The 23,873-nt window shown below is 41.5% G+C and carries 19 protein-coding genes and 1 pseudogene; 12 read left to right on the forward strand and 8 right to left on the reverse strand.

Going from position 1 to position 23,873, the window contains the following annotated elements; all coding sequences use genetic code 11:
• The first annotated feature begins 694 nt into the window (after window positions 1-694).
• The gene (locus AACU32_RS01580; protein ID WP_339377413.1) at window positions 695-2,407 is read left to right on the forward strand and encodes a CHAT domain-containing protein; all 1,713 of its coding nucleotides are present in this window, start codon (window positions 695-697) and stop codon (window positions 2,405-2,407) included.
• A 45-nt stretch (window positions 2,408-2,452) separates the two neighbouring features.
• On the opposite strand, the pseudogene AACU32_RS40620 reads toward AACU32_RS01580, so the two are convergent.
• The 5 genes and pseudogenes from AACU32_RS40620 to AACU32_RS01600 all read right to left on the reverse strand — a co-directional run.
• Window positions 2,453-2,727, reverse strand: a pseudogene (locus AACU32_RS40620) (hypothetical protein); the annotation flags it as partial.
• Entirely contained in the window at window positions 2,727-3,221 is a 495-nt protein-coding gene (locus AACU32_RS01585) for a host attachment protein (RefSeq protein WP_096597200.1), read from the reverse strand. The gene AACU32_RS01585 and the pseudogene AACU32_RS40620, both read right to left, overlap by 1 nt.
• A gap of 199 nt (window positions 3,222-3,420) precedes the next feature.
• Window positions 3,421-3,915, reverse strand: a complete 495-nt coding sequence (locus tag AACU32_RS01590; RefSeq protein ID WP_096597202.1) for a GNAT family N-acetyltransferase — start codon at window positions 3,913-3,915, stop codon at window positions 3,421-3,423.
• Window positions 3,912-4,202 carry a type II toxin-antitoxin system TacA family antitoxin gene (locus AACU32_RS01595; RefSeq protein WP_096597204.1) on the reverse strand — a complete coding sequence of 97 codons (291 nt, stop codon included), beginning with the start codon at window positions 4,200-4,202 and terminating at the stop codon, window positions 3,912-3,914. Before AACU32_RS01595 ends, AACU32_RS01590 begins: the two co-directional genes overlap by 4 nt.
• A gap of 219 nt (window positions 4,203-4,421) precedes the next feature.
• Entirely contained in the window at window positions 4,422-5,519 is a 1,098-nt protein-coding gene (locus AACU32_RS01600) for a LacI family DNA-binding transcriptional regulator (protein ID WP_339377414.1), read from the reverse strand.
• A gap of 353 nt (window positions 5,520-5,872) precedes the next feature.
• On the opposite strand from AACU32_RS01600, the gene AACU32_RS01605 reads away from it, so the two are divergent.
• The 10 genes from AACU32_RS01605 (at window position 5,873) to AACU32_RS01650 (ending at window position 16,174) form a co-directional block, all read left to right on the forward strand.
• Complete coding sequence (locus AACU32_RS01605; RefSeq protein WP_096597207.1) at window positions 5,873-6,919, forward strand: ABC transporter substrate-binding protein; 1,047 nt, start codon at window positions 5,873-5,875, stop codon at window positions 6,917-6,919.
• A gap of 109 nt (window positions 6,920-7,028) precedes the next feature.
• A complete protein-coding gene (locus tag AACU32_RS01610) occupies window positions 7,029-8,582 on the forward strand; it encodes a sugar ABC transporter ATP-binding protein (RefSeq protein ID WP_096597209.1) in 1,554 nt (517 codons plus the stop codon).
• Window positions 8,579-9,577, forward strand: coding sequence for an ABC transporter permease subunit (locus AACU32_RS01615; protein ID WP_096597211.1), 999 nt, complete (start codon window positions 8,579-8,581; stop codon window positions 9,575-9,577). Before AACU32_RS01610 ends, AACU32_RS01615 begins: the two co-directional genes overlap by 4 nt.
• A 112-nt stretch (window positions 9,578-9,689) precedes the next feature.
• A complete protein-coding gene (locus tag AACU32_RS01620; RefSeq protein ID WP_096597213.1) occupies window positions 9,690-11,090 on the forward strand; it encodes a sugar porter family MFS transporter in 1,401 nt (466 codons plus the stop codon).
• Window positions 11,091-11,406: 316 nt separating this feature from the next.
• A complete protein-coding gene (locus tag AACU32_RS01625; protein WP_096597215.1) occupies window positions 11,407-13,023 on the forward strand; it encodes an iron uptake porin in 1,617 nt (538 codons plus the stop codon).
• 787 nt (window positions 13,024-13,810) lie between these two features.
• Window positions 13,811-13,984, forward strand: coding sequence for a plasmid partition protein ParG (locus tag AACU32_RS01630; RefSeq protein ID WP_096597219.1), 174 nt, complete (start codon window positions 13,811-13,813; stop codon window positions 13,982-13,984).
• Window positions 13,985-14,070: 86 nt separating this feature from the next.
• Window positions 14,071-14,994 carry a CHAT domain-containing protein gene (locus tag AACU32_RS01635; RefSeq protein WP_096597221.1) on the forward strand — a complete coding sequence of 308 codons (924 nt, stop codon included), beginning with the start codon at window positions 14,071-14,073 and terminating at the stop codon, window positions 14,992-14,994.
• Between the two features lie 27 nt (window positions 14,995-15,021).
• A complete protein-coding gene (locus AACU32_RS01640; protein ID WP_096597223.1) occupies window positions 15,022-15,717 on the forward strand; it encodes a hypothetical protein in 696 nt (231 codons plus the stop codon).
• Window positions 15,718-15,819: 102 nt separating this feature from the next.
• The gene (locus tag AACU32_RS01645) at window positions 15,820-15,990 is read left to right on the forward strand and encodes a hypothetical protein (protein WP_339377415.1); all 171 of its coding nucleotides are present in this window, start codon (window positions 15,820-15,822) and stop codon (window positions 15,988-15,990) included.
• A complete protein-coding gene (locus AACU32_RS01650; protein ID WP_096597225.1) occupies window positions 15,974-16,174 on the forward strand; it encodes a hypothetical protein in 201 nt (66 codons plus the stop codon). The genes AACU32_RS01645 and AACU32_RS01650 overlap by 17 nt, the downstream gene beginning before the upstream one ends.
• On the opposite strand, the gene AACU32_RS01655 is transcribed toward AACU32_RS01650, so the two are convergent.
• Both AACU32_RS01655 and bchH read right to left on the reverse strand, forming a co-directional pair.
• Entirely contained in the window at window positions 16,155-17,093 is a 939-nt protein-coding gene (locus tag AACU32_RS01655) for a hypothetical protein (RefSeq protein ID WP_096597227.1), read from the reverse strand. The two genes, AACU32_RS01650 and AACU32_RS01655, sit on opposite strands and share 20 nt — an antisense overlap.
• Window positions 17,094-17,488: 395 nt before the next feature.
• Window positions 17,489-21,247, reverse strand: a complete 3,759-nt coding sequence (gene bchH / locus AACU32_RS01660; protein ID WP_096597229.1) for a magnesium chelatase subunit H — start codon at window positions 21,245-21,247, stop codon at window positions 17,489-17,491.
• Window positions 21,248-21,389: 142 nt separating this feature from the next.
• On the opposite strand from bchH, the gene AACU32_RS01665 reads away from it, so the two are divergent.
• Entirely contained in the window at window positions 21,390-22,448 is a 1,059-nt protein-coding gene (locus tag AACU32_RS01665; protein WP_339377416.1) for a tetratricopeptide repeat protein, read from the forward strand.
• Window positions 22,449-23,261: 813 nt separating this feature from the next.
• On the opposite strand, the gene AACU32_RS01670 is transcribed toward AACU32_RS01665, so the two are convergent.
• Entirely contained in the window at window positions 23,262-23,630 is a 369-nt protein-coding gene (locus AACU32_RS01670) for a hypothetical protein (protein WP_096597233.1), read from the reverse strand.
• Window positions 23,631-23,873 lie beyond the last annotated feature (243 nt).

A 23,873-nucleotide genomic window follows, 5' to 3' on the forward strand; every position in this document is an offset into this window, starting at 1 on the left:
CACACATCTGTGAAATATCAGAGTGGGAATCTTGATTTTTAAATAGCAGGGGCAGCAGCTACAATCATCAATACTAAGAGTGCCAATATCAACACAGAAATTTTGATGATGAGGTAAGTGCTGGGATCAGGTACTAAAATATCGTGAAACATAGTTACCTCCCTTTGCGTGTCTCTGCAAGACCAAAAATATTTGCGGTGATGGGGAAACCGAAGTTACTTGTTAACCTTGGTTTCCCTCTAAAACTATTTTCCCTCAAAAATTGCTACCTAAATGTTAGGTAAACTTTAAGTAACATTTTTTATCTTACTGAAATTAACATTTGTTACACTTCTGTGTGATTAGTTATTGGTGTTTACAAACGAGAAAGCGCAAAGTCTGTTATGAGGTTTTATCCCTAGACACATAGCGGTGAACTAGCGACGGGTACGCAGGGGGTTTCCACTCCACTTGCTTTATGCTTTATGCCGGGAAACCCGCATCTGTGATAATTTAAAATATAGCGCACCTTCTTAACAAATGTGCAATCCCTCTAAGCTCTTAGCAATATCTTAAAGGTGGTATCGTGATATTTTACATTTTGTAACTTTTGGCAACCGCATCTGACTTTTACCATGTGATAGTTACTAGTGTACAGTAGATAAATTTGATTTAGCAGATTAAGCCTTTGTTTAGTAAAGACGAATTCACAATCATGCTCATAAATCAAAAGCTTTACCGATTAATAGCAATTGTAACTTTACTATCAGGCTTGTTGCTAATACTAGGAATATTCTCAGTTAGTTATGCTGCTAGCTACACTTTATTTTTTTGTATTATTTTAAGCTTAATAGTTAAAAAATTTTTTTCTCTAAGAAACCTCATATATTGGTTAATAGCTTTAACTCCCTTACCCTTGCTCTATTCCATAGTATTTATATTACTGCAAAAGCTCATCCCAAACTTATTATTCTTAATTAATTATTTTTTTAACATTATAAATATAATATCGATTTATGGAATTTTTTCTATTTCTATTTTAGTTTTAGTATCAGGAGTTATTTTATTATGGCTAGCTAAAAAATATTTTTACCTTTTAAACAAAAATCCTCATGTTTTTAAACCAATATTAATAATTACAATAAAAGTTTTTATTTATTTAGCAATAGGAATGATTACGGCTCTTTTATTTTTCACATTGTTATATTCAACAATTCCTGTTGAAAACTCAATTGCATTACCATTAGTAAAAGAAAATCAAATTACTATTGAACCAATAAACAATCAACTCATAAAATTTAATATTAAAGAAAATATAAAAACTAGAGAAAGTAGTGTAAATAAACAGTTGAAGCAAACCAATAAGCAATTAAATAGTATTGAACGAGGATTAATACTTAGAGAAGTGGATGTCATTCCATTAAACTTAAATTCTCACAAATGGATATATTTAGAGCTTGAGAATGGAACCACTATCAAAGATAAACTTTGTGCAGATATATGTCCACAGTCAATGATTAAGCTAGTAAACTTCCCTGCTGGTTCTTTCTATCAAGCACAAGATGCAGATAACTTAAAAATTTTACCTTACCTAAATACTGAAACAATAACCTGGTCTATCCCTAGTCTTGAAAGAGAAGTAAAATTTGCTTATATTGCTTACCCTTATTATTATCTACGTTGGTTTCTGAAACCATTTCTCTTATTTATCGATAAAAACAAGTGGGTCATCGTCACTGTAGGAACCATAGTTCCTATGGTTTATAGTCCTAGATTAAGACCAATCATTAAAGTTAAAAATATAGGAAAAGTAGAAAGTAACACTACATCAGAGAAAAAAGTAGAAAGTAACACTACATCAGAAAAAGCTGTCAAAACAATTTTAATTTTGGCAGCCAATCCAAAAACTAGCTCGCCATTACGATTGGATGAAGAAGTACGGGAAATTGATGCAGGATTACAACGAGCTAAAAAGCGAGAACAGTTTGACCTAAAACAGCGGTGGGCTGTGCGTGTTCGAGATGTTTACCGCGCCCTGTTAGATTTCCAGCCGCAAATTGTTCATTTCAGCGGTCATGGTACAGGGAATAAAGGCCTAGCACTGGAGGATGAAATAGGATGTGTACAGTTAGTAGACGAAGAAGCACTCGCTAAGCTGTTCGAGTTATTTGCGGATCGGGTTGAGTGCGTTATCCTGAATGCTTGTTATTCAGAAGTGCAAGCAGAGACGATTGTCAAGCATATTCCTTATGTGATTGGCATGAGTAAGGAAATTGGAGATCGGGCTGCTATTGAATTTGCCGTAGGTTTTTACGATGCATTGGGAGCGGGGGAATCTGTCGAGTTTGCTTACCAACTGGGGTGCAGCGCCATTCGACTAGCTGGGATTGCAGAACACTTAACTCCCAGACTGAAGAAAAAACAGTAATCACGCATCAGGACTGCCACTTTGAGCCATTGATAACAAGGTGAACTACCCAACCTTGGCTTTGCCTGTTCGGCTTTGCCGTTCCCGAAGGGTAGGTTGGGCTTCTGTACTCACGAGGGAGTGCCAAAGATGAGACTTTCGCCCCATCTTTGGACTTACCTCCCCTCCGAAAGCCCAGACGGCTGATAGCGAAGCGTTAGCGACGAAGGAGCGTCACCTTCCGCCCTTACGGGTTCGCCAGTTCCTCTACTTGGGGAGACCCCAAGACCGGACTGGCTCACCTTTAGCATTCTGATTCCTTCTGCTCTAATATTTATCGCTAGATGGAAGCCCTTTTGTGTGGTGGTAACAATTGTTTACTAGCAAGATACTCATGTATTTCATGAGGTTTGAGATGACAAAGCTCTTTTGCTAATTCATGTATCTTAATATTTTTCGGTAATACAGGTGTTATGGCTGCGCGCATTAACCCTAATATTTGGGGTTCAGCTATAACTAACAATTGTTGAATTTGATGAGCCTGAAGTAAGTTAACTATGTTAGTAGTGATGCTTTGGGTAAAGCGGCGTTCAAATTCAATTAAATGATTATCACGGTGATCATCATAGCTGTGTGCTTGCCCAGCAACACCGCGATTCCGTCCAGTTTTAGAACTTGTCCACAAATCTTGACCTTGTAGTTCGCTATTGGAACTTAATAAAGCTTCATGTTCCATGAGACTAGGTCCAGGCTCATATGCTGGCAATTCTGATGGCTTTAAGGTTAAAAAACGTGCTTTTGTACCATCAATCACAGCAACAAGGTATCTATTCATAAAAACCTACTTTCAATGCTGGATCTCTAAATACTAGCAATACTAATTGCTATCTTAAACCTCTGACTCAATAAAGCTTTAAATTCAGGTCGAGGGCTTTGAGTTTCCAGTTCATCATCTGGGTGGCGATCGCGCTTTTGGTGTTTGCTGTTGTCTAGGTAGTCGCAGTCAGTCCCAACAACACTAAAACATGGACACACTAAGCAATACAAGCTCGTAAATCATTAATCGTAATCATCAACGTCATCGGTTGAAGAGGAGAAACATTAAAACCTAACGCCAAATAAAAATCCTTGGCTGACTCGGAAATAGCATGAACAATAATCCCCCGAATTCCAATCGTATCAGCAGCTTGAACAACCCTTAATGAAGCGTCACGAAATAAAGCACGTCCTAAACCTTGACCTTGATAAGAACTATCTATTGCTAATCTTGCCAGAATTACTACCGGAATTGGGTTAGGCATATTTCTCCGAAATTTACCTAAAGCAGATTCTACACTAATTGCCCCAGAAGCAAGCGCGTAATACCCAACTACCGTATTCTCAACACAGGTAACAAAAGTTCTAGTTGCACCACTGGTTTGATTAGCCAATGCTCGACGCTTCAACCAATCATCAAGGGATGCAATTCCACAGGAAAAATCAGTCACTGAGTGATAACTAGCCAGAGGTTCTGGGGAAGTTAAACTCATTCCTGTTCCCAAGGTGGTGTTGTCTGCATTGTTTTGCGTAAACGTTCGTTAGGTTGTGGTGGTGCGTCTAGAAGCGCAATGAATTCTGCATACGCTTCTGGACTAGCGCTAAAAATAGTACGTTCTAGCAAAGTTTCCTCCGCAGCTTTCCGCGCCGCTTCCAAAATAAAATCAGTTCGATTCTTACCTTTTACTTTGGCTGCCATGTCTATTAAATCACGTTCTTCTGGCTTAATCCGCAAATTGAGTGTGTTACGCACAGTCGCACTTTTTGTTTTACCAGTCATGGTTGCTTTATTGGTGTGTAATTCCTAATTCAATTATTTTAACAGACTGTAATGACAACGACATTACGCTGCGCAGCGTCTCTTCTTGGGAGAAGAAATCGTAGAGTCTGCGTAAGTCCTAGCCGTTTTGGGAATCACCGAAATAGATTTTGAGCAATTGCTATTTCGGCGATCGCAGATCGGGACGCATGTCAAAAAATACAGTAGTTCAGGCAAAAATTAGCGAGGGATACCTACGCTGCGAGAACCTTTTCGAGGAACGGTAAGCTTGGCTAACGCTAAATTTTTCGATTTACTGATTGTGGTAGTACTACTCCTTGTGACTAAAAAAGGAGATAAAAGGACATTTTCTCCAGTTTTTCCGGCTAATAACTCAAGTAACATCGTCATAGCAGCGTTACCCATTTCTACCATGCGTTGGCTAACTGTTGTGAGTGGTGGTGTGACGTAATTGCTCAGAGCAATATTGTCAAATCCCACGAGGCTTAAATCTTCTGGTACGGAAAGACTTAGTTCTTTACAAGCTAAAAGAGCGCCAACAGCTACCATATCGTTGTAGCAAAAGATGCCAGTTACCCCAGCTTCGACTAATTGAGGTAGCATTTTTTTGCCGATATCAATATCTTTGATTGTTGTCGAGTCTTTATTGAGAATTGCTACCCAATCAGGATTTTGTGGTAAACCTGCTTGAGTCAAAGCCATTTGATATCCTTCTTGGCGCTGTTGAGCTGCTTTGCTACCATCGCCTACACCCAGATAGCCAATATCGGTGTGTCCCAGTTCTATGAGATGCTTGACGGCTAAGATACCACCTAAGCGATCGTCTATGGCTACTGAGTGAAATGTTTCGCTGTAAGCTTCAGTGTCGATGTTAATCAGAACTGTGGGCACAGTAAATTGGGTGAACTGCTGCGTATGGTGTTTACTGATTCGCGAGTCAGCTACTAAAATTCCGTCCACTCGCCGATAATGAAAATTCTCAATCGCTGCTATTTCCTGCTCAAAATCTCCATGTGAAGCACTTAACAACACATTCAAGCCTGCATCTCTAGCAACCTGTTCAATTCCCTCTACTAGCTCACCAAAAAAGGGATCGGCTATGGAAGTCACAACTACCCCAACGGTATAAGTGCGTTGATTTTGTAAACTTTGGGCGATCGCATTCGGTACATAGTTCATCTCCTGCGCTAGTTTTTTGATTTCCTCCCGCACCTTAGAGCTAATCAGGGGACTGTCTCGTAAAGCCCGTGAAACCGTGGAGTGGGAAACACCTGCTTTGCGCGCAATATCTTCAATGGAAATTTTTCGTTTACTCATTTTCAGCACTGCGGTAAATAACGTAAACAAACTTAACACATTTTTTATGCACAGGTGTGCAAAGATAAAAATTAGCAGTGATGCACACCTGTGCATAAAGCCTAAAAAACAACATGATTAATAAAACTTAAAATGACCAAGCCATAGTTTCAGCCTTCAGACAGTGATGATTTTAAAGGTTTATGTTGAATATGAATTACATCCAGAAAACATTTTAATTTCGGAGGTATCCCCAAAAATTATTTGGGGTAAATCTAGAAACCCTTATGGGATAAAAGATGTTTCTAGTTCACATCAAGGGTGATTTATATTCTGCTGATTTTTGTCAGATTTAAATGCGTTATAGGATATCGATGAATGTGAAAAAAATTCCCTTTACCTCAGGTGTTGCAGCTACTTTATTAAGTATTGTTAGTGGTACGCTTGTCAGCTGCACAAACGTTGCTCCAAATAGCGACACAGGCAGTAACACTAATACCACTAATACAAAAAATGTTACAGATACCAGTACACAGACCAACAAGAGCGATCTCAATATTAAATTACGATCTGTTGGTGTTACCCTTGGTGATTTAAGTAACCCTTTCTTCGTGGTTATGGCTAAAGGTGCGGAGAAAGAAGCGAAAAAAATTGGTGGTAATGATGTCAGAGTCACTGTAGTTTCTAGTGGCTATGACCTGAACCAGCAATTTAACCAAATTGAAAATTTTGTGGCTGCTAACACAGACATTATTATTCTCAATGCTGCTGATAGTAAAGGAATCAGACCAGCCGTTGATCAAGCCAGGAAAGCAGGCAAGATTGTGATTGCGGTAGACACAGGCGTAGACGCAGAAGTAGACGCTACAGTCACCACCAATAATGTCCAAGCTGGAGAAATTAGTTGCCAATATATTGCCGATCGCCTTAAGGGTAAGGGCAATGTAGTCATAGTCAACGGGCCGCCAGTAGCTTCGGTAATCCAGCGAGTCGATGGCTGTTTGAAAGTGTTAGCCAAATATCCTGATATCAAACTACTTTCTAAAGACCAGAACGCAGAAGGTAGCCGAGATGGCGGACTGAGGGTAATGAGCGATGTGCTGGTGACATTTCCCAAGATTGATGCAGTCTTTGCCATCAACGATCCGAGTGGTGTGGGAGTAGATCTAGCCGCCAGCCAAGCCAAACGCAAAGAGTTTTTCATTGTGGGAGTTGACGGTGCGCCAGAAGCCATCCAAGCGATCGCCTCTAACGATAGTCTCTATGCAGCCACAGCTACTCAAAATCCCTCTGGGATGACGGAAAAAGCGGTTCAGGTGGGTAACAACATCTTGCATGGTAAAAAACCCGCATCACCTAACATTTTGATTCCCGCCAAGCTGATTACCAAAGAGAACGTTAGTACATCGAAAGGCTGGTAGGGCATTGGGCATGGGGCATGGGGCATTGGGCATTGGTTTTAAACAAAGGACAAATGACCAATGACAACTGACTATTGACCATTGACTATTGACAAATGACAAACGACTTATGACAACAAATATTGAAAGAGATTTTTCTCCCGCCGCCACAGCTAACCCTGTTTTAGAAATGCGCGGGATTGCTAAACGATTTCATGGTGTCGCGGCTTTGCAAGGTGTCAATCTCACCATTTATCCCGGAGAGGTTCACGCCCTGATGGGTGAAAATGGTGCAGGTAAAAGCACATTGATGAAAATCCTCGCCGGGGCTTATATTGCCGATGAAGGAGAGATTCGCATTAATGGTCAACCCGTGAAAATTACCGATCCGGGTACAGCACGTAAAGCAGGTATCAATCTGATTTATCAAGAATTGAACGTTGCACCCAATTTAACCGTTACCGAAAATATGTTTATGGGTAGCGAGTTGCAACGGGGTCAGTTTTTAGACCGCGCAAGTATGGAACAGGAAGCCCAGCAAGTATTACAAAGCTTGGGGGCGAGTTTTGCACCCACAGATATTGTTGGGACTTTAGCGATCGCCGAACAGCAACAAGTCGAAATTGCCAGGGCGCTAAAAGATAAAAGCCGCATTTTGGTGATGGATGAACCAACAGCAGCACTATCCGACCGCGAAACTGAGCGGTTGTTTGAGGTAATTCGCAAACTCCGCAATGATGGCATTGCCATTATCTACATCAGTCATCGCATGGAAGAAATCTATGCCCTAGCCGATCGCATTAGCGTCCTCCGCGATGGTCAATATATTGGTAGTCTGACGCGGGACGAAATTTCGCCCCAGCGATTGGTACAGATGATGGTTGGGCGTTCCATGCAGGACTTTTACGAACATCAACGGCAAAAGAATCCTGGTGCAGTCGTCCTGGAAGTCAGAAATATTAGTGACGGACGCAAAGTCCAACCAGCTAGTTTTCAAATTCATGCAGGCGAAATTCTCGGATTATCCGGGTTAGTTGGTGCGGGACGGACAGAAGTATCGCGGCTGATTTTTGGTGCCGATCGCAAAGTCAGCGGTGAAGTATTCCTCAATGGTAAAAAACTAGAGATTAATTCCCCCAGTGATGCGATCGCCGCCGGTATTGGCTATGTCCCAGAAGACCGTAAAGACCAAGGTTTATTTCTGGAGATGAGTTCCCGTAAAAATATTGGCCTCAATCGACTCAAGCAAGATGCCAAAGGTGGCATTGTTAACTGGGGTTCAGTGAATAAGATTGCCACAGACGCAGTGGAAAATTTCCATATCCGACTGGCTAATTTGGAAATTAGAGCCGTGGATCTTTCCGGTGGTAATCAGCAAAAACTGCTACTGGCACGTTGGTTAGCCATTAATCCCAGAGTATTGATGCTAGATGAACCAACACGAGGCGTAGATATCGGTGCCAAAAGCGAAATTTATCGCATTATCAGCGACTTAGCAGCCCAAGGGGTAGCAATTCTCATGGTATCCAGCGAACTACCAGAAATTGTGGGCTTGAGCGATCGCGTTTTAGTCATGCGCGAAGGGCAGTTAGTAGGGGAACTTGACGACAGCCCAGGTAAAGAAATTACCCAAGAAAACATCATGCACTATGCAACAGGAGCATCGGAGGTATCAGCATCATGAGTCAAACCTTAAGACCAGTCAACAACAGACCTAGTGAGCATCCCAAGTCACGCAAGCGTCAATCAATCAACAATCTGTTGCAAGTTGCAGGTATTTTGCCGATTCTGGTGATCATCTGCATCTTATTTTCCCTCCTTAGCCCCAACTTTTTCACAGCAGGTAACGCCGTCAACATCTTACGTCAAGCATCAATTAATATTGTGCTGGCAACAGGCATGACGTTTGTGATTTTGACTGGTGGTATTGACCTTTCAGTCGGGTCAATCTTGGCTGTTTCTGCCGTAGTTGCGGTGTTAGTATCCCTACTACCGGCTTTAGGTTGGCTGGCTGTACCTGCTGGTTTAGTCACCGGACTACTTTTAGGTTTACTCAACGGTGCGTTGATCACCTTTTTGGATGTACCGCCGTTTATTGTCACCTTGGGTTCACTAACTGCCCTCCGGGGTGCGGCATTCTTAGTAGCTAATGGTACAACAGTTATTAACCGAAACATCAACTTTGCTTGGATAGGTAATAGCTATGTCGGTCCCATTCCTTGCCTGGTAATCATTGCCTTGTTGACTGTAGCAATAAGTTGGTTTGTACTGAGACAAACTGTTTTAGGTGTGCAAATTTACGCTGTAGGTGGTAACGAACGAGCAGCCAGATTAACAGGTATCAAAGTCAATCGCGTGTTGCTATTTGTCTATGGCGTGAGTGGATTACTCGCAGGTTTGGCAGGCATTATGAGTGCCAGTCGCCTATATAGTGCCACAGGGATGTTAGGACAAGGTTATGAATTAGATGCGATCGCTGCTGTTATTCTTGGTGGCACCAGCTTCACAGGCGGTATCGGCACAATTGGCGGCACTCTTCTCGGTGCATTAATTATTGCTGTGCTCAACAATGGTTTGACTTTGTTGAACATGTCTTATTTCTGGCAACTAGTTGTTAAAGGCTTGGTAATTATTGCCGCAGTCATGATTGATCGTCTCCGCAGACGTTCCAGACGGTAAAACAATGCAGATGAGATGAAGTGTTATCTTTTTAACTCTTCTTCTCTTCTCTGTGCGTGCTTAAATCACATCCTGATTCAGCAATGCCTAATTTTGCATACAAAATATAACTATGACATCTACAACAACTCGTCGTAAATCCAACACGTTCTATGTAATTTTAATTGCTGGTGCTGCTGCTCTCGGTGGCTTTTTGTTCGGTTTTGATACCGCAGTGATCAACGGTGCCGTTGCGGCTCTGGCCAAAACTTATAACGCCAACAGTGTAATAACTGGCCTTGCCGTGTCGCTGGCATTATTAGGGTCTGCGGTAGGAGCCTTCTATGCAGGGAAGATTGCAGATCGATATGGTCGAGTCAAAGCAATGGTGGTAGCTTCAGTATTATTTACCATCAGTGGGATTGGCTCCGGAATTGCCTTTACTATCTGGGATTTTATCTTGTGGCGGGTATTAGGTGGTTTAGCAGTCGGTGCAGCCAGCGTCATTGCCCCAGCTTATATTGCCGAGTGTTCTCCCACCCATTTGCGGGGTAGGTTGGGATCGCTCCAGCAACTAGCAATTGTAGTAGGCATTTTCATTGCCTTGCTGTGCGACTACTTTATAGCTGTGTCAGCAGGTTCGGCTGAATCGCCATTTTTATTTAATATAGCTGCTTGGCGCTGGATGTTTTGGACAGAAATCCCTCCAGCTGTGCTGTATGGAATGGCAGCTTTAATGATTCCCGAATCTCCCCGCTACCTAGTTGCCCAAGGACGAGAGCCAGAAGCCGCTAACGTTCTCACTAAGATTTTGGGGGGTAATGTCCTAGGGAAAATTGAGGAAATTCGCCAAACAGTTATAACAGAACGCGAGCCGAGATTTTCTGACCTCTTAAGCAGAAGTGGCGGACTCCTGCCGATTGTGTGGGTCGGCATCGGCTTATCTATACTTCAGCAATTCGTCGGTATTAATGTCATCTTCTACTACAGCAGCGTTTTATGGCGGGCTGTTGGGTTTTCGGAAAAAAATTCCCTTACAATTACAGTGATCACAGGTGCGGTAAATATTATTACTACACTGATTGCGATCGCTTTCGTAGATAGATTTGGTCGCAAGCCCCTGTTGATTTTAGGGTCAATCGGTATGACCTTGACCTTGGGAACGATGACTGCGATGTTTGGCACTGCACCACTGGATGCTGCTGGCAACCCGACTCTGAGTGGTACTCCGGGTATTGTAGCTCTTTTAGCCGCAAACCTCTATGTATTTTGCTTTGGTTTCTCCTGGGGGCCAGTCACCTGGGTGCTGTTAGGAGAAATGTTTAATAACAGAATTCGCGCTGCTGCACTTTCGGTTGCGGCTGCTATGCAATGGGTGGCGAATTTCATCGTTTCTACAACATTTCCTCCCATCCTGCAATATTTTGGCTTAGGTTCTGCCTACGGACTCTATACAACGGCGGCGGCTATCTCACTCTTTTTCGTTCTCTTTTTTATTAAGGAAACCAAAGGAATTGAATTAGAAGATATGTAAGTAGGGAAAAGAACAGGGAATAGGTAATATTTTTTAATTCTCTATTCCCTCTAAATTGAATTTTGCTTACCAACTTCTTAGACAAAAACTAAATACAAGGCTTCACTTCAAAAGATTTAAGGGTTAGGCTGCACTTAAGTAGACTCATGCTGTTGTTGCAGACATAGGAATCCCAATACCAGCACCGCATATAGAAGATTGTTTTGAATTTGTAACTTTCAATAATACAGGAGTCGAAATCTCTCAAGCGTAGATATAGCAAGAGGTTGAGACTTCGAGTACAAATTTTTACCCCTAAAATACCATACTATACCCAATGCTGAAACATCTTTTGTACAGTTTTCCGCTTTTATTTTTGGCATCTACCGCAGTCACAGCAGCACCTTTAGATCATAATTCTGAGACAGTAGATGTCAACTTTGATACTATTCAAGGTCAAGTCACCTCAGTTTCCCAGTTTTCCGATGTCCAACCAACCGATTGGGCATTTGCTGCATTACAATCATTAGTTGAACGCTACGGCTGTATTGCAGGTTATCCGAATTCCACTTATCGCGGCAACCGTGCCTTAACTCGTTATGAATTTGCCGCCGGGTTAAATGCTTGCTTGGATCGGATCAATGAGTTAATTGCCACAGCTACTAGCGATTTAGTCAAGAAAGAAGATTTAGCAGTGTTGCAAAAGTTACAAACAGACTTTGCCGCCGAACTCGCAACTCTACGCGGGCGGGTGGATACATTGGAAGCACGGACAGCAACATTAGAACAGCAGCAGTTTTCCACTACTACCAAGCTGAATGCGCAAATTATTACCGCCATTAGTGATACCTTTGGTAATAAGGTGGGAGGTACACGCGATGAATCCAACGCCTATTTTGCTACTCGCGGGCGTCTGCAATTAGAAAGCAGTTTCACCGGCAAAGATTTATTGCGAGTGCGGCTAGAATTTGGTAACTTTACCAATGCCAATAACGTCAGCCAAATTGCCACAGCCACCGGCACAGGGATGACGCGCCTGAACTTCGATAATGACAGCAACAATACACTGATTGTACCCCACATCCGTTACTACTTTCCCGTTAGCGAGTCCCTTTCCTTTGTCGTCGGCCCGGTGGGTATTGGCTACAACGACATCACAGACAACGTTACTCCGCCCACGATCGCCGATGATGGTAATGGTATCCCCTCACTATTTGGCAAAAATAGTCTGCTGTTTGAACGAGGTGGGGGTGGTGCAGCCGTTAACTGGAAGATTAGCCCAGACTTAACTTTAACTCTCGGCTATTTAGCTAACAGTCCCAATAACCCGGCACAAGGAAATGGCTTATTTGATGGCGGTTACAATGCTTTGGCTCATCTAGTATACTATGGCAAACAAGGAGCAATTGGTGTTGCCTACTCTCATGGATATAGCCCTGCTGGTACTGTGGATATTACAGGCAGTAGAGGTAGCGCATTATCCATCTCACCCTTTGGTAACAGCATTGCCACAACTAACAGCATTGTCGGCGCCCAGGGATTCTATCGCTTTTCCCCAAATTTCCAAGTTCACGCCTGGGGCGGGTATATTTGGGCAAATGCTGAAAACTCTGGTTTGAGTGATATTTCTAATGGGAGGGGTGGAACAGATTCTTTATTTGTGAATAGTGGTGATAGTGCTAATGCTTGGTTTGGCGCGATTGGGATGTCATTTCCAGATGTTGGCGGTAGGGGAAACTTACCAGGAATTCTCTTTGGTTTACCGCCCCGTGTTTCTCAAAGTGATGTCCGTGCGGAGGGGGTTAACTCTTACCACATTGAAGCTTTCTATCGTTGGCGAATGAATGACAATATTTCGGTGACTCCTGGGTTTTGGGTAATTCTCAATCCAGAAAACAATAGTAGCAATAATACCCAATATGTAGGAGTGCTGCGGACAACCTTCGATTTTTGAACTTGTTAAGTAGCCGATGGGCTAGGGGTTAGGGATTAGGGGCTAGTATTTTTTATTTCAGAGAACTCAATTACTATTTGGGCGATGCCTGCGGCGGGCTACGTCTACGCAATTGCTATTTTGGAGAACCCAAAAGCAATTTTTGAGACTAAAATTGCTATTTCCGACACTACAATTGCCGTTTTTTATACTACAATTACTATTTCTGACACTACAATTGCCGTTTTTTATACTACAATTGCTATTTCTGACACTACAATTGCCATTTTTTATACTACAATTGCTATTTCGGCGATCGCAATTGCCATAACGGAGAACCTAATTGCGATAACTGATATCATGTTCGCATAAATAGTTGTCATTGCGAGCGTTCGCGTTAGCGTCTCGAAGAGAAGCGAAGCAATCGCAGAGGCGTTGTGATTGCTTCGCTTCACTTCGTTACGCTCGCAATGACATTTTATAAGCGATCAACCGAACATGATATGAGAACTCAATTGCTATTTTGGCGATCGCACTTTTTCTATGTCGATTAGCAACAAAGACTTAAGGCTTGATGTTATTGGAAACTTTTGCGACGGATTAACCAATAAACTCCCAAGGTACTCTACCAAAGAGTGCTTTCACTTTTTCAATAGTATTTAGGACTTACGCAACTCTACAAATTATTAGCGCTCTTGGCGTTCTTGACGGTTCAATAAATCCAGCTTTTTGGCAATTTTTGCGTAAGTCCTGGTATTTTTGCGGAATCGCCATTTTTACATTTGTAGGTTTGGAAAGAATTACATAAATGAGTAGCAAAGGTAAATCAATGCATATTAGCATCACGGATGACCTAAAGAAGCGATTTCATGCCACTTGCGTCATGCAGGGTAAAAACATGAGCCAAGTAGTCATTGAGCTAATAGAGCAATGGCTGGAAAGCAATGAAGTTCCCCAAGCTGCTGAAATCAAGAGGCTATAGGCACTTCCCCAAATTGAATAGTCTGGCTACTGGTAAAACCAATTAAATACGAAATCCGATCAATTTATATAACTGGAATTTAGTAAATGGTGCAAACAATCTTAATTTTGACAGCAAATCCTCAAGGTACTTCACAACTACGTTTAGATCAGGAGGCGCGAGATATTGGAGAAGGATTACAGCGAGCAAAGCACCGCGATCAGTTTATCTTAGAACAGAAGTGGGCAGTGCGACCAAGAGACATCCAGAGAGCAATGCTGGATATCAATCCTTCTATTATTCATTTTTCTGGGCATGGAACAGGGGATGAAGGTTTAGTATTTGAAGATGAAACAGGTTCAGCAAAGCTAGTTGATGGCGAAGCCTTAGCAGGATTGTTTGAACTGTTTTCAGAGCAAGTTGAGTGTGTTGTTCTCAACGGCTGTTATTCGGAAGTGCAAGCAGAGGCGATCGCACAACATGTTAATTATGTGATTGGCATGAAAAAGGCGATCCCAGATAAAGCAGCAATTGAATTTGCTGTAGGTTTTTACGATGCTTTAGGTGCAGGTAAGCCTGTTGAATTTGCCCACAAATTTGGTTGTGCTGCAATTCGGTTAGCAGGTATTCCACAGCAACTCACCCCAGTTCTCAAGAAGAAGCCAAATATTAATGAGAAGGAAAATCTACCTCAAAAGCAGCTTTCAGTCACCAATGAACCAGCATCAGAGACATTTCAAGAACTTACCGATTCTGACAGGGAAATAATTACAGAACTCTTGATACGTAGTGGACGTGCAGAATATTCGGCACGAAAAGCACTTTGTATAAGAATTGGAGTTGAAGCAAATCAACTTGGATTTTTAACACAATCAACCGATGCTGACTTTGCCTTACAGCTAATTAGCTATTTGTATAGTACAGATGATCAACAAGCTCTTGGGAAAATCTGCAAGGAACTTGAAGTTGTGTTTAAAAGAGGAAAATACGCGGCTGATTTGGAAAGTATTAAATCAAAACTCAAAACTTAATTGTAAGTAATATTAGGAGGAAAAAGTATGTCAACGCAATTCCTTTTGGACGAAAATGATATAAAAGAATTAACAAAACTAATGCTCGTAATGATCGAGACCCAAGAGTCAAGAAAACAACTATGTAGAGAACTTGGTATCAACCCCCAGGAAGTCTCGTTTATCATCGGTACTTCAGATGATACATTTTGTACAGAGTTAATTGACTCTTTAAATCGATATGGGTATCAAGAAAATCTATGTAAGCTTTGTTGCGATAAATTGTTTCCTATCTTGAATAAATCAGTATATAGCCATCGTATATCTATCTTAAAAAAGATTATAGAAAAAATCAATTGTAATTGTAACCATAAAAAACAAAATCATCCAATACCAATTGTCCCTAATCCAGATGAATTAAAATCTGAATCATGGTTTACAAAAATCGGTAACGTTAACAAAAAACTACTTGGAGGTGGTGCAATTCTTCTAATTGGGTTAGCAGGATTTCCAATTTATTATTCAATTCAAAAACCTCATACAAAAATTATATACAATGATTCCCCAGGCAATGATATAATAAAGTATGAGTATACAAATGAAGAAGATTGTATAAAACGTTGCGAGAAAGAGACGGGATGTGTAGGAGTTGTAACTTCACCGAACAATGAATGCTGGTTAAAAGCGCACATCAACTCTTCTCTTATTGAAAATCCATCGAGAACTACTATACAAATACGATGATATTGCTTAACACTTCATTTAGATCGCCCGCCTCGTAGGTTGGGTTGACGTAAGGAAACCCAACATTGCATTAGCTTTAACGAAGTGCGATCGCTCTCAACAATGATTTGCTCAAAGGAGCGATCGCAATTATTATATCAGAGAACCCAAAAGCTATTTCGGAGAACCCAAAAGCTATTTCGGAGAACCCAAAAGCTATTTTGGAGAACCCAAAAGCTATTTCGGAGAACCCAAAAGCTATTTTGGCGATCGCAGATTGGGAAATCTAGTTAAAAAATCAATTGAGTTGAGCAGCGATCGCGATTTATTAGTGAGTAAGCGATCGCATCCTCAAACATGGTTTACACAAAAGAGCGATCGCCCTGATTCTGGAAAATGTAAAATTAAGCAAGAGCGATCGCATAAAAGCAAAAAAATAAAATTTTTTTGCAAATCTCTTATTGAAGATAGTGACTAATTTTGTCGGCGACTCGATCGCTATTCCAATAGCTGCCATGTGCTTCTCCCCCATGTAAAAGAGCTAGCGTACTTTGACTAAAAGGATCGAGAATAATATCTAATAATCCTGCTTCTCCTGTGAGAATATCGTCGATATCAAGACAATTACTATCTGTTCCTTTAATTAAATCTTGCATCAGTTCTTTAATGGGATAAGCTACTGGATCGCCAGGATGAATGTAATTTCGCCAAGGCAGGCTTTTACCTGTTTTATGATATAAATTGGTTAATAATTTTTGGAGATTATCGCTAATATCGCTGCTGCTACCAGTAATATTGGTCAAATTAAAGAATGGTATAGGAGAACCCATTGTATGGATACTATCAAGTATAATGCCTTTGTGAGTGGTATCTGTTCTTTGACCAGTATTGCTAACACCAGTAATCCCAAAAAATTTATCCCGAATATCCATCACATCTTCATGCCCAGGTACATTTTCATAATTCCAACGAGGGGCAAATAAGACGTCTAATAAGATTACTGTTCCCCAACTATGAGTTACCAAATGCAGGCGATCGTCAGGTTGAACATTTTTAATCACCCCTAGCCCATCAGTTTTTAATTGTTTGACTACGTTAGACCCAATAAAACGACTAATGTAGAGTGCTGCATCTCCAATGAATTGTAATAGTTGATGAGAGCGGAATTCCCTAAACCACATTTTATCCCACTTGGGCGAGCTTTCCATCGTTTTAAGTAATTGCTCCTCAGCCTCTTGATTTACATTTCCCCAATAAAGTGGAACTGGAATAAGTTGGCGTTGATTATTCGTTTTTCGTTCTTTGAGTTTTGTAATCAGCCCCTCGGCGTATTTTGGATTTTCTCTAATGTCTCTAGTATTGACCCCATGCACAAACATTACATAATCTGTTGCCATAATATTTACCTTTTTTTACATTTAGGAAGAGATAAGGTTGGGTTTTTTTGCCTCAACCCAACCTAAGAAAGTGGCGATCGTTAGACTTTCCCTTTGACATTTTCAGAATTTTTCTACGTAGAGTTTTCTTTTCAACTCGTTCTGATTCTGTTTGATCGGCATAGCTATTTAACTCAATCATGCAGCTTTACTACAATCAACACAACCGAAGTTAGCGAATTTAAGAAAGAAGTTAAGGATTAAGCACCAGAAATTTCCCAAAGGTAGACCCCATATAGGTTTCAAGAATCAAAAATTTTAGAACCTCGTCATCTTTGGGAGTTAAATTTGCTTAAATTTTGAAGATCCCGAAGTTAAGAGTTGCGCTTTAGCGAACATTTGCTTAACTATTGTGATTAAGGTGTCACACCCTCCAATTCTTCATCGGTCAAATCATACAATTGGCGTAACTTATCTAACTTATCTCGATCGGCTTGCCAGAAACCCCGCCCATGTGCCTCTAACATTCTCCCTACTATATTGCGGAATGCTTCCGGGTTCGCCTTACGTAATTTCTCAGCCATCTCTGCATCAAAGGCGTAAGTATCCGCAGCTTGGTCATATACCCAATCATCAGTAAAATCCGCAGTACCGCCCCAACCAATCAACGCCGTCATCCGTTGGGATATTTCAAACGCACCACCAGAACCTTGATTAGCCATCGCTTGCGCCCATTTGGGATTTACCAACTTCGTGCGGTACTCCATCCGCAGTAAATCATCTAAATTGCGGGGTGTGGTATCTTTCGAGAAACTTTCGACAAAACTGGTAGTGATTTTTTTACCCCGTTGTTTTTCAGCCGCTTTCTTTAACCCACCAGTATTGGCGTAATATTCTTGAATATCGGTAATACCATATTCTACCGAATCAATTTCTTGAACAATGCGATCGCTTGTTTTCAATAAAGTATTTAACACCTCAGGCCTAGCCTGTCCCTTATCTTGTCGCCCATAGCTAAACACATTGCGACTTTGCCAAGTATTACCTAACTCTTCCCCAGATTCCCAATTACCATCCACAACTTGGTCATTCACCAAAGAACCAAAATCTCCCGCCGGGTTAGAAAACAACCTCGCCGATACATTCTCCACACCTTGCGCCTGCAAAGCCAAAGCATGTTTTCTAATAAAATTCTTTTCTTCAGGTTCATCAGCATCAGCAGCCCGTTGAAACAAATCATCTAATAACTCAATGATATTCACAAAACTATCGCGGAAAATTCCCGAAAGATTTCCTAACACATCAATCCGGGGATGTCCCACATCAGCCAAAGGTTTCAACTCATAACGAACAATTCTCCCCGTTCCCTCCTTCACAGCTTCAGCGCCAACTAATTCTAATAGAATCCCCAACGATTCACCCTTAGTTTTAATCGCATCCAAACCCCATAACATCACCGCCACAGTTTCCGGATATTTCCCATGTTCTTCTAAATGCTGGGCGATAATTTTTTGCGCAATTTCCCTACCCCGTTCATAAGCCGCAGGAGAAGGCATTCTATAAGGATCTAAAGCATGAATATTCCTCCCCGTAGGTAACACCCCAGCCCCATCCCTTAACAAATCACCACCAGGCGCAGGCGGAATATACTCCCCATTCAAACCCCTTAATAAATTCCTCAACTCATCAGTCGATTGCATTAATAAACTTTTTATTTCCTCTTCCTCCTCTTGGTGTCCTTGGCGACTTGGCGGTTCATTTCCAAAATAAGCCTCCAAATACCCCGCCAACTTTTCCTCATCCGGTTCCTCCCCCAAAACATGCAACCCAGAAGAAAACAACCGAGTTTCTAACACTTGCAAATACCCATACAACTTCACCAAATAATCATCAAAAATATGGGCACTAAACATCCGCACATTTTCATAACTAAAAGGAATCCCCAGCTTTTTCGCATCTTCCAAAGGACAATCCGCATCCAACCCAGTATCAACAATTTTTGTACAAATAGCTTCCTTCAGTGCATAATTCTTTTTCGGGTCTTCCCGATACTCCGAAATTAAATCTCTTAGCCCCAACAACTCCTTATACAAACCAGCACGCCCATAAGGCGGGACATTATGGGAAATTAACACCCCATAACCGCGACGCTTCGCCAAAATTGACTCCGAAGGATTATTCGCCGCATATATATATAGATTAGGGATATCACCTAACAAAATATCCGACCAAGAATAACCCGTATTTCCTAAAGGCGAACCCGGTAACCATTCCACAGTTCCATGCATTCCAAAATGAACCACAGCATCAGCAGCAAACTCATTTTGTAACCATTTATAAAAAGCAGCATATTGAGGATGAGGCGTTAAATCTCTCTCAAACATTAACCGCATCGGGTCGCCTTGTAAACCCAAAGGTGGCTGTACACCTATCCAGATATTTCCTAACTGCACACCTCCAATTTGAAACTCATCACCATAAGTTTTAATCCCCGTCCCCGTCAAAGATTTCCATTGCTTCTCAATGCGAGAAGTGCGGAGATATCCTAACCATTTTTCCAGAGTCCGAACGTTAACTGACGCGGGGACGCGGGGATGTAGGGACGCGGGGACTATCTCTGTCTTTGCGTCTCCCCGTCTCCGTTTCTCCGCGTCATTGAAACTTTCATCCGCTTCCTTCACCCAGCGAATTAATTCTTCTCCATCATCCGGTAAATCCCCGACTGCATAACCTTCTTCTTTAAGTGCGTTGAGTAATTTTAATAAACTACGCGGCACATTTAATAAAGCAGCCGTACCCACAGCACCATAACCAGGAGGGAAACCATATAAAATAATGGCAATTTTGCGTTCCGATGCAGGTTGTTTTCGCAAATTAATCCAACTTTTTACCCTCCCAATTAATCGCTGCACCCGTTCAGGAATCAAATAAATATCTTCACCCACCAACCCACCAAGGGGAACAGTATCAATAGCCCCATCGAGTTCAGGTAAAGCATACAACACCACACTTTGTAAACCGCCAATACCTTGTCGCGTCCAAGAATGAATATCTTGAATTAACAACGGTGCAGCTACAAAATAAGGGACATTTTTCGCAGTCAGAATACGTTTAGCAACTTCTACCTGTCGCCCTGCTTCCATTGAACCAGCCGGGCCACCAACTAAAGGAAACCCAATTGTAGAAACAACAGCATCAACTTTCACCGCTTCCTTTGAAAGCGAGGGAGTTTCATTATTACCAAGTTCTCTTTGTTGAATTTCATAATCAGTTGTCATCCAATCTCTGACAGCCACATGTCCTTCCACCCCATTAATAAAAATCGGTAAAGGAATTAACCCTGCTGCTTCAAAACTTCTAATTAATTGGGAAATATATGCTTGTTTTGTAATAACGTGTTTGCGGTAGAGGAGAATACCCACAACCGGATGAGTGAGTGACGCGGAGAAATTTCCATTTACATTCTCCGCGTCTCCGTGTCCCCGCGTCCCCGTGTCCTTTCTTTGCTGATACCATTCCACATAAGCGTTTGGTGATTCAAAAAAGCCCTGGTAATCTGGATGCAATAACCCCATATTTGGAGTTTCCACAGGCGCGGGAATATCGCCAACCTTTAAGCCCAAATATTTTTCCGCCAGTATCCAAAATAATGACGCAACATTTTCAGACCCGCCAGCATTCCAATAACCATAAATAATTAACCAGTTGCGTAAATCTTGAACTTTTTGCACTGGTATATATTTGAGTAGTTTCGGCCCTACCTTTAAAAAGCTAATATAACCCGCGAGTTTATCTTCTTCTCTACCGTTACTAAATTTATCCAGAATGAATTTTACTGGCTTGGGCATACCTTTGGGTTTATCGCCAATGGCAAAATCGCCCAGCTTGGTTAAACTCATCAATTCCAAAGCCGACTCGAACACCAAGCGGATGGGAATTTGGGTCAGGCGATCGCGCAGCCACATAACCTGGTCATAATCAAATAGTAAGCTGCCAAAAAATACCTCAGCGTCTTGGAGTGCGGCTTCTACTTCCTGGCGCTTAGTGGTAATATCGCGATCGCTAAACACTCGAATGTCCAAATCTAAACAGCGAGAGTTAGCTAAAAAAGCCGCTTTCCTATACAAGTCAGCGTTAAAGGATTCAAACCCAGCAATCAAGACGATGCGTTTCATGCAGTAAGCTACAAAATATGTCTTTATCTTGATCTTAATTCGCCTTTCAAGTTAAAACCTTAGACGCAGAAATTATCGTCATGTTTTGCCTTTAACACTCATGCGTCCCCAAAATTGCTTACTTGCCCTGTTGAGCTTCACAATGCTAGCGAATTCTTACCCTGTTTTCGCTGCTCCCTTCAATTCTGCGGGTATTTGTGTTAAAGAAAACGCCTCACTTCCAACTTTACCTTTAGCCCCTTTGCCTCTTCTTACCCTCCCTAGTTTACCTGTGAGCAATCAGAATACTTCTGGTTTGCGTTATCAAGCCCTTGATTTAGCAGCCCAGGGTAAACTTGAGCAAGCCCTAAAAGTAGCCCAAAGTATCCCCAATGACACTGAAAGATTTGATACTTTGAGTAACATAGCTGACAACTTAGCCGCCGCCGGAAAAATCTCCGAGGCTTTGAAATTCGTCCAAAGCATTGAAAATCCAGGACAAAGACTCCAAACTTTAAGTAATATATCTAACAACTTGGCAGCATTAGGCAAAGTTGACCAAGCCTTGAAAGTTGCTGGCACTATTGAAGATAATACACAAAAATATTGGACAGTACGGGGTATAGCGATCAAATTAGCCGAAGTGGGAAGAATCCCCCAATCCTTGCTCATCGCTAAAACCATGAAAACTAACTATGAAAAATGCTCAACTTTGAGTGGAGTTGCTATCAAATTAGCAGAAGTAGGGCAAGACTCCCAAGCTGTACAATTAGCCAAAACAATAGAAGATGAATATTGGCAAAGTTCAACTTTAAATCAGATAGTTATGAAACTATTAGAAGCCAAAAAACTCACCCAAGCTTTGCAGATAGCCAATAGCATTACTGACGAATATCAAAAATCTTCGACATTGCATGATATAGTGGTGAATTTAGCAGACTCCAGCGAATTTACTCAAGCCTTACAAATAGCTCAAACAATAAATTCTCATAGTCAAAAAGCCTCAGCATTGATCAAAATAGCTGCTAGATATAGAAAAACTAAACAACCATCTCAAGCCTTGCCAATTCTCGCACAAGCTCTAGAGTTAACTCAAAAAGACGATGTAGAATATGACAAAGCATCGTTGCTGCGTGAGATAGCAGACGAATATAGAAGACTTGGCGAAAAGGATAAAGCTTTAGAACTTTTATCCCAAGTCGATGCGCTAGAAGGAAATTAATTCGTAATTCGTAATTCGTAATACAAAAGAGTTTAATCGTGTGAATGGGTTGCAGATTGAGGATTGGGAGTAAATGGAGTGAGTGAGGATAAATATCAATTCATTCGTAGGGGCACAGCAATGCTCATTGGTGTCAACTTAAGTTAAAAGGCTTATCCCACAGGCATTTTACCCCACCCCTCAATCCCCTCCCCGTTTACGGGGAGGGGAGGTTTTGCGTCAGCAAAGCCGGGGTGGGGTGACGCGGATCATGATGTTAAGTGAGAGAATTCGCTCATCACGTCTTGGTAAGGGTTTCACGTTAAGTTGACACGTATGAGCAATGCTGTGCCCTATAGTCTAGTGCATCCAAACGAGAACCGCTATAATCACTCCACACATAAGGGATTTGCATGAAAATAAAGTACCAGTGAACCGAGTTTCGACTCCGCTCAACTCTCGACTGCTGAGGGTTGAGCAAAGCGATGCACTGAAGCTCACGAAGTGTCGAAACCCGTCTGATTGGGACACTATTAACCCGCAGATCCCTAAGTTATTCATCAGGGCACAACAATGTTCATACGTGTCAACTTAACGTGAAACCCTTGCCAAGATGTGATTTGATACAAAATCACGTACCACCAAGATCCGCGCTACCCCACCCCAGTTTTGCTGACGCAAAACTTCCCCTCCCCTTGCCAAGGGGAGGGGATTGAGGGGTGGGGTAAAATGCCTGTGGAATAAGCGTTTTGACTTAAGTTGACACAAATGAACAATGTTGTGCCCCTACCAATCTGTCGCATTTTTTTTCAAATTGGTAAGCGTTTTTCTGCCCTATTCTTCCCTAGTAGGTGTAACCGTGGTTTGACGCTCAGGACGTTTGCGATCGCTTTTGCGAGTACCTCCAGCCATTTGATATTCGTGGCTATTGTTACCGAATTTATAAGCAATACCACCCAAGATTTTCTGAGAATAGTCTGCTAAATCTTTTTCTTCTTCGATGATTTGGGTTAATAAATTATCGATAGTGGAGAGTGTGCGATTGTATGTTTTTACAGATTGTCGCAGTTTTTCAATTTTTTTAGTATAATTTTCGACTGTCAACCCTTCTCCTACATCTAGGCTAGAATCAATAGATTCAATACTAGCTAGACGTTTTTCAGCGTTGCTCAGAATACGTGAACTGCGTTTAATTCTTGCCATAATTTGCACCCTATTGCCAAATTTTTCCTAAATCTATATTGGACAATGGTTGCAAAATTTGTCATACGTAAAATTGTTGATTTTTTATGATTTCACAAAAATTTCAGTAATTTAGCTGAATCTCTAATTACAAAAGTCTAAAAATTCCTAATTTTTACGGTTTAAATCTGTTGGCAAATTTTAAAACGCCAGTCTGTTAGTGTTAACCTCAAGGCGAAAGTTACTACAAACTACGCGAAACAC

The organism is Calothrix sp. NIES-2100 (genome assembly GCF_963875285.1).
Classification (GTDB): Bacteria; Cyanobacteriota; Cyanobacteriia; order Cyanobacteriales; family Nostocaceae; genus Aulosira.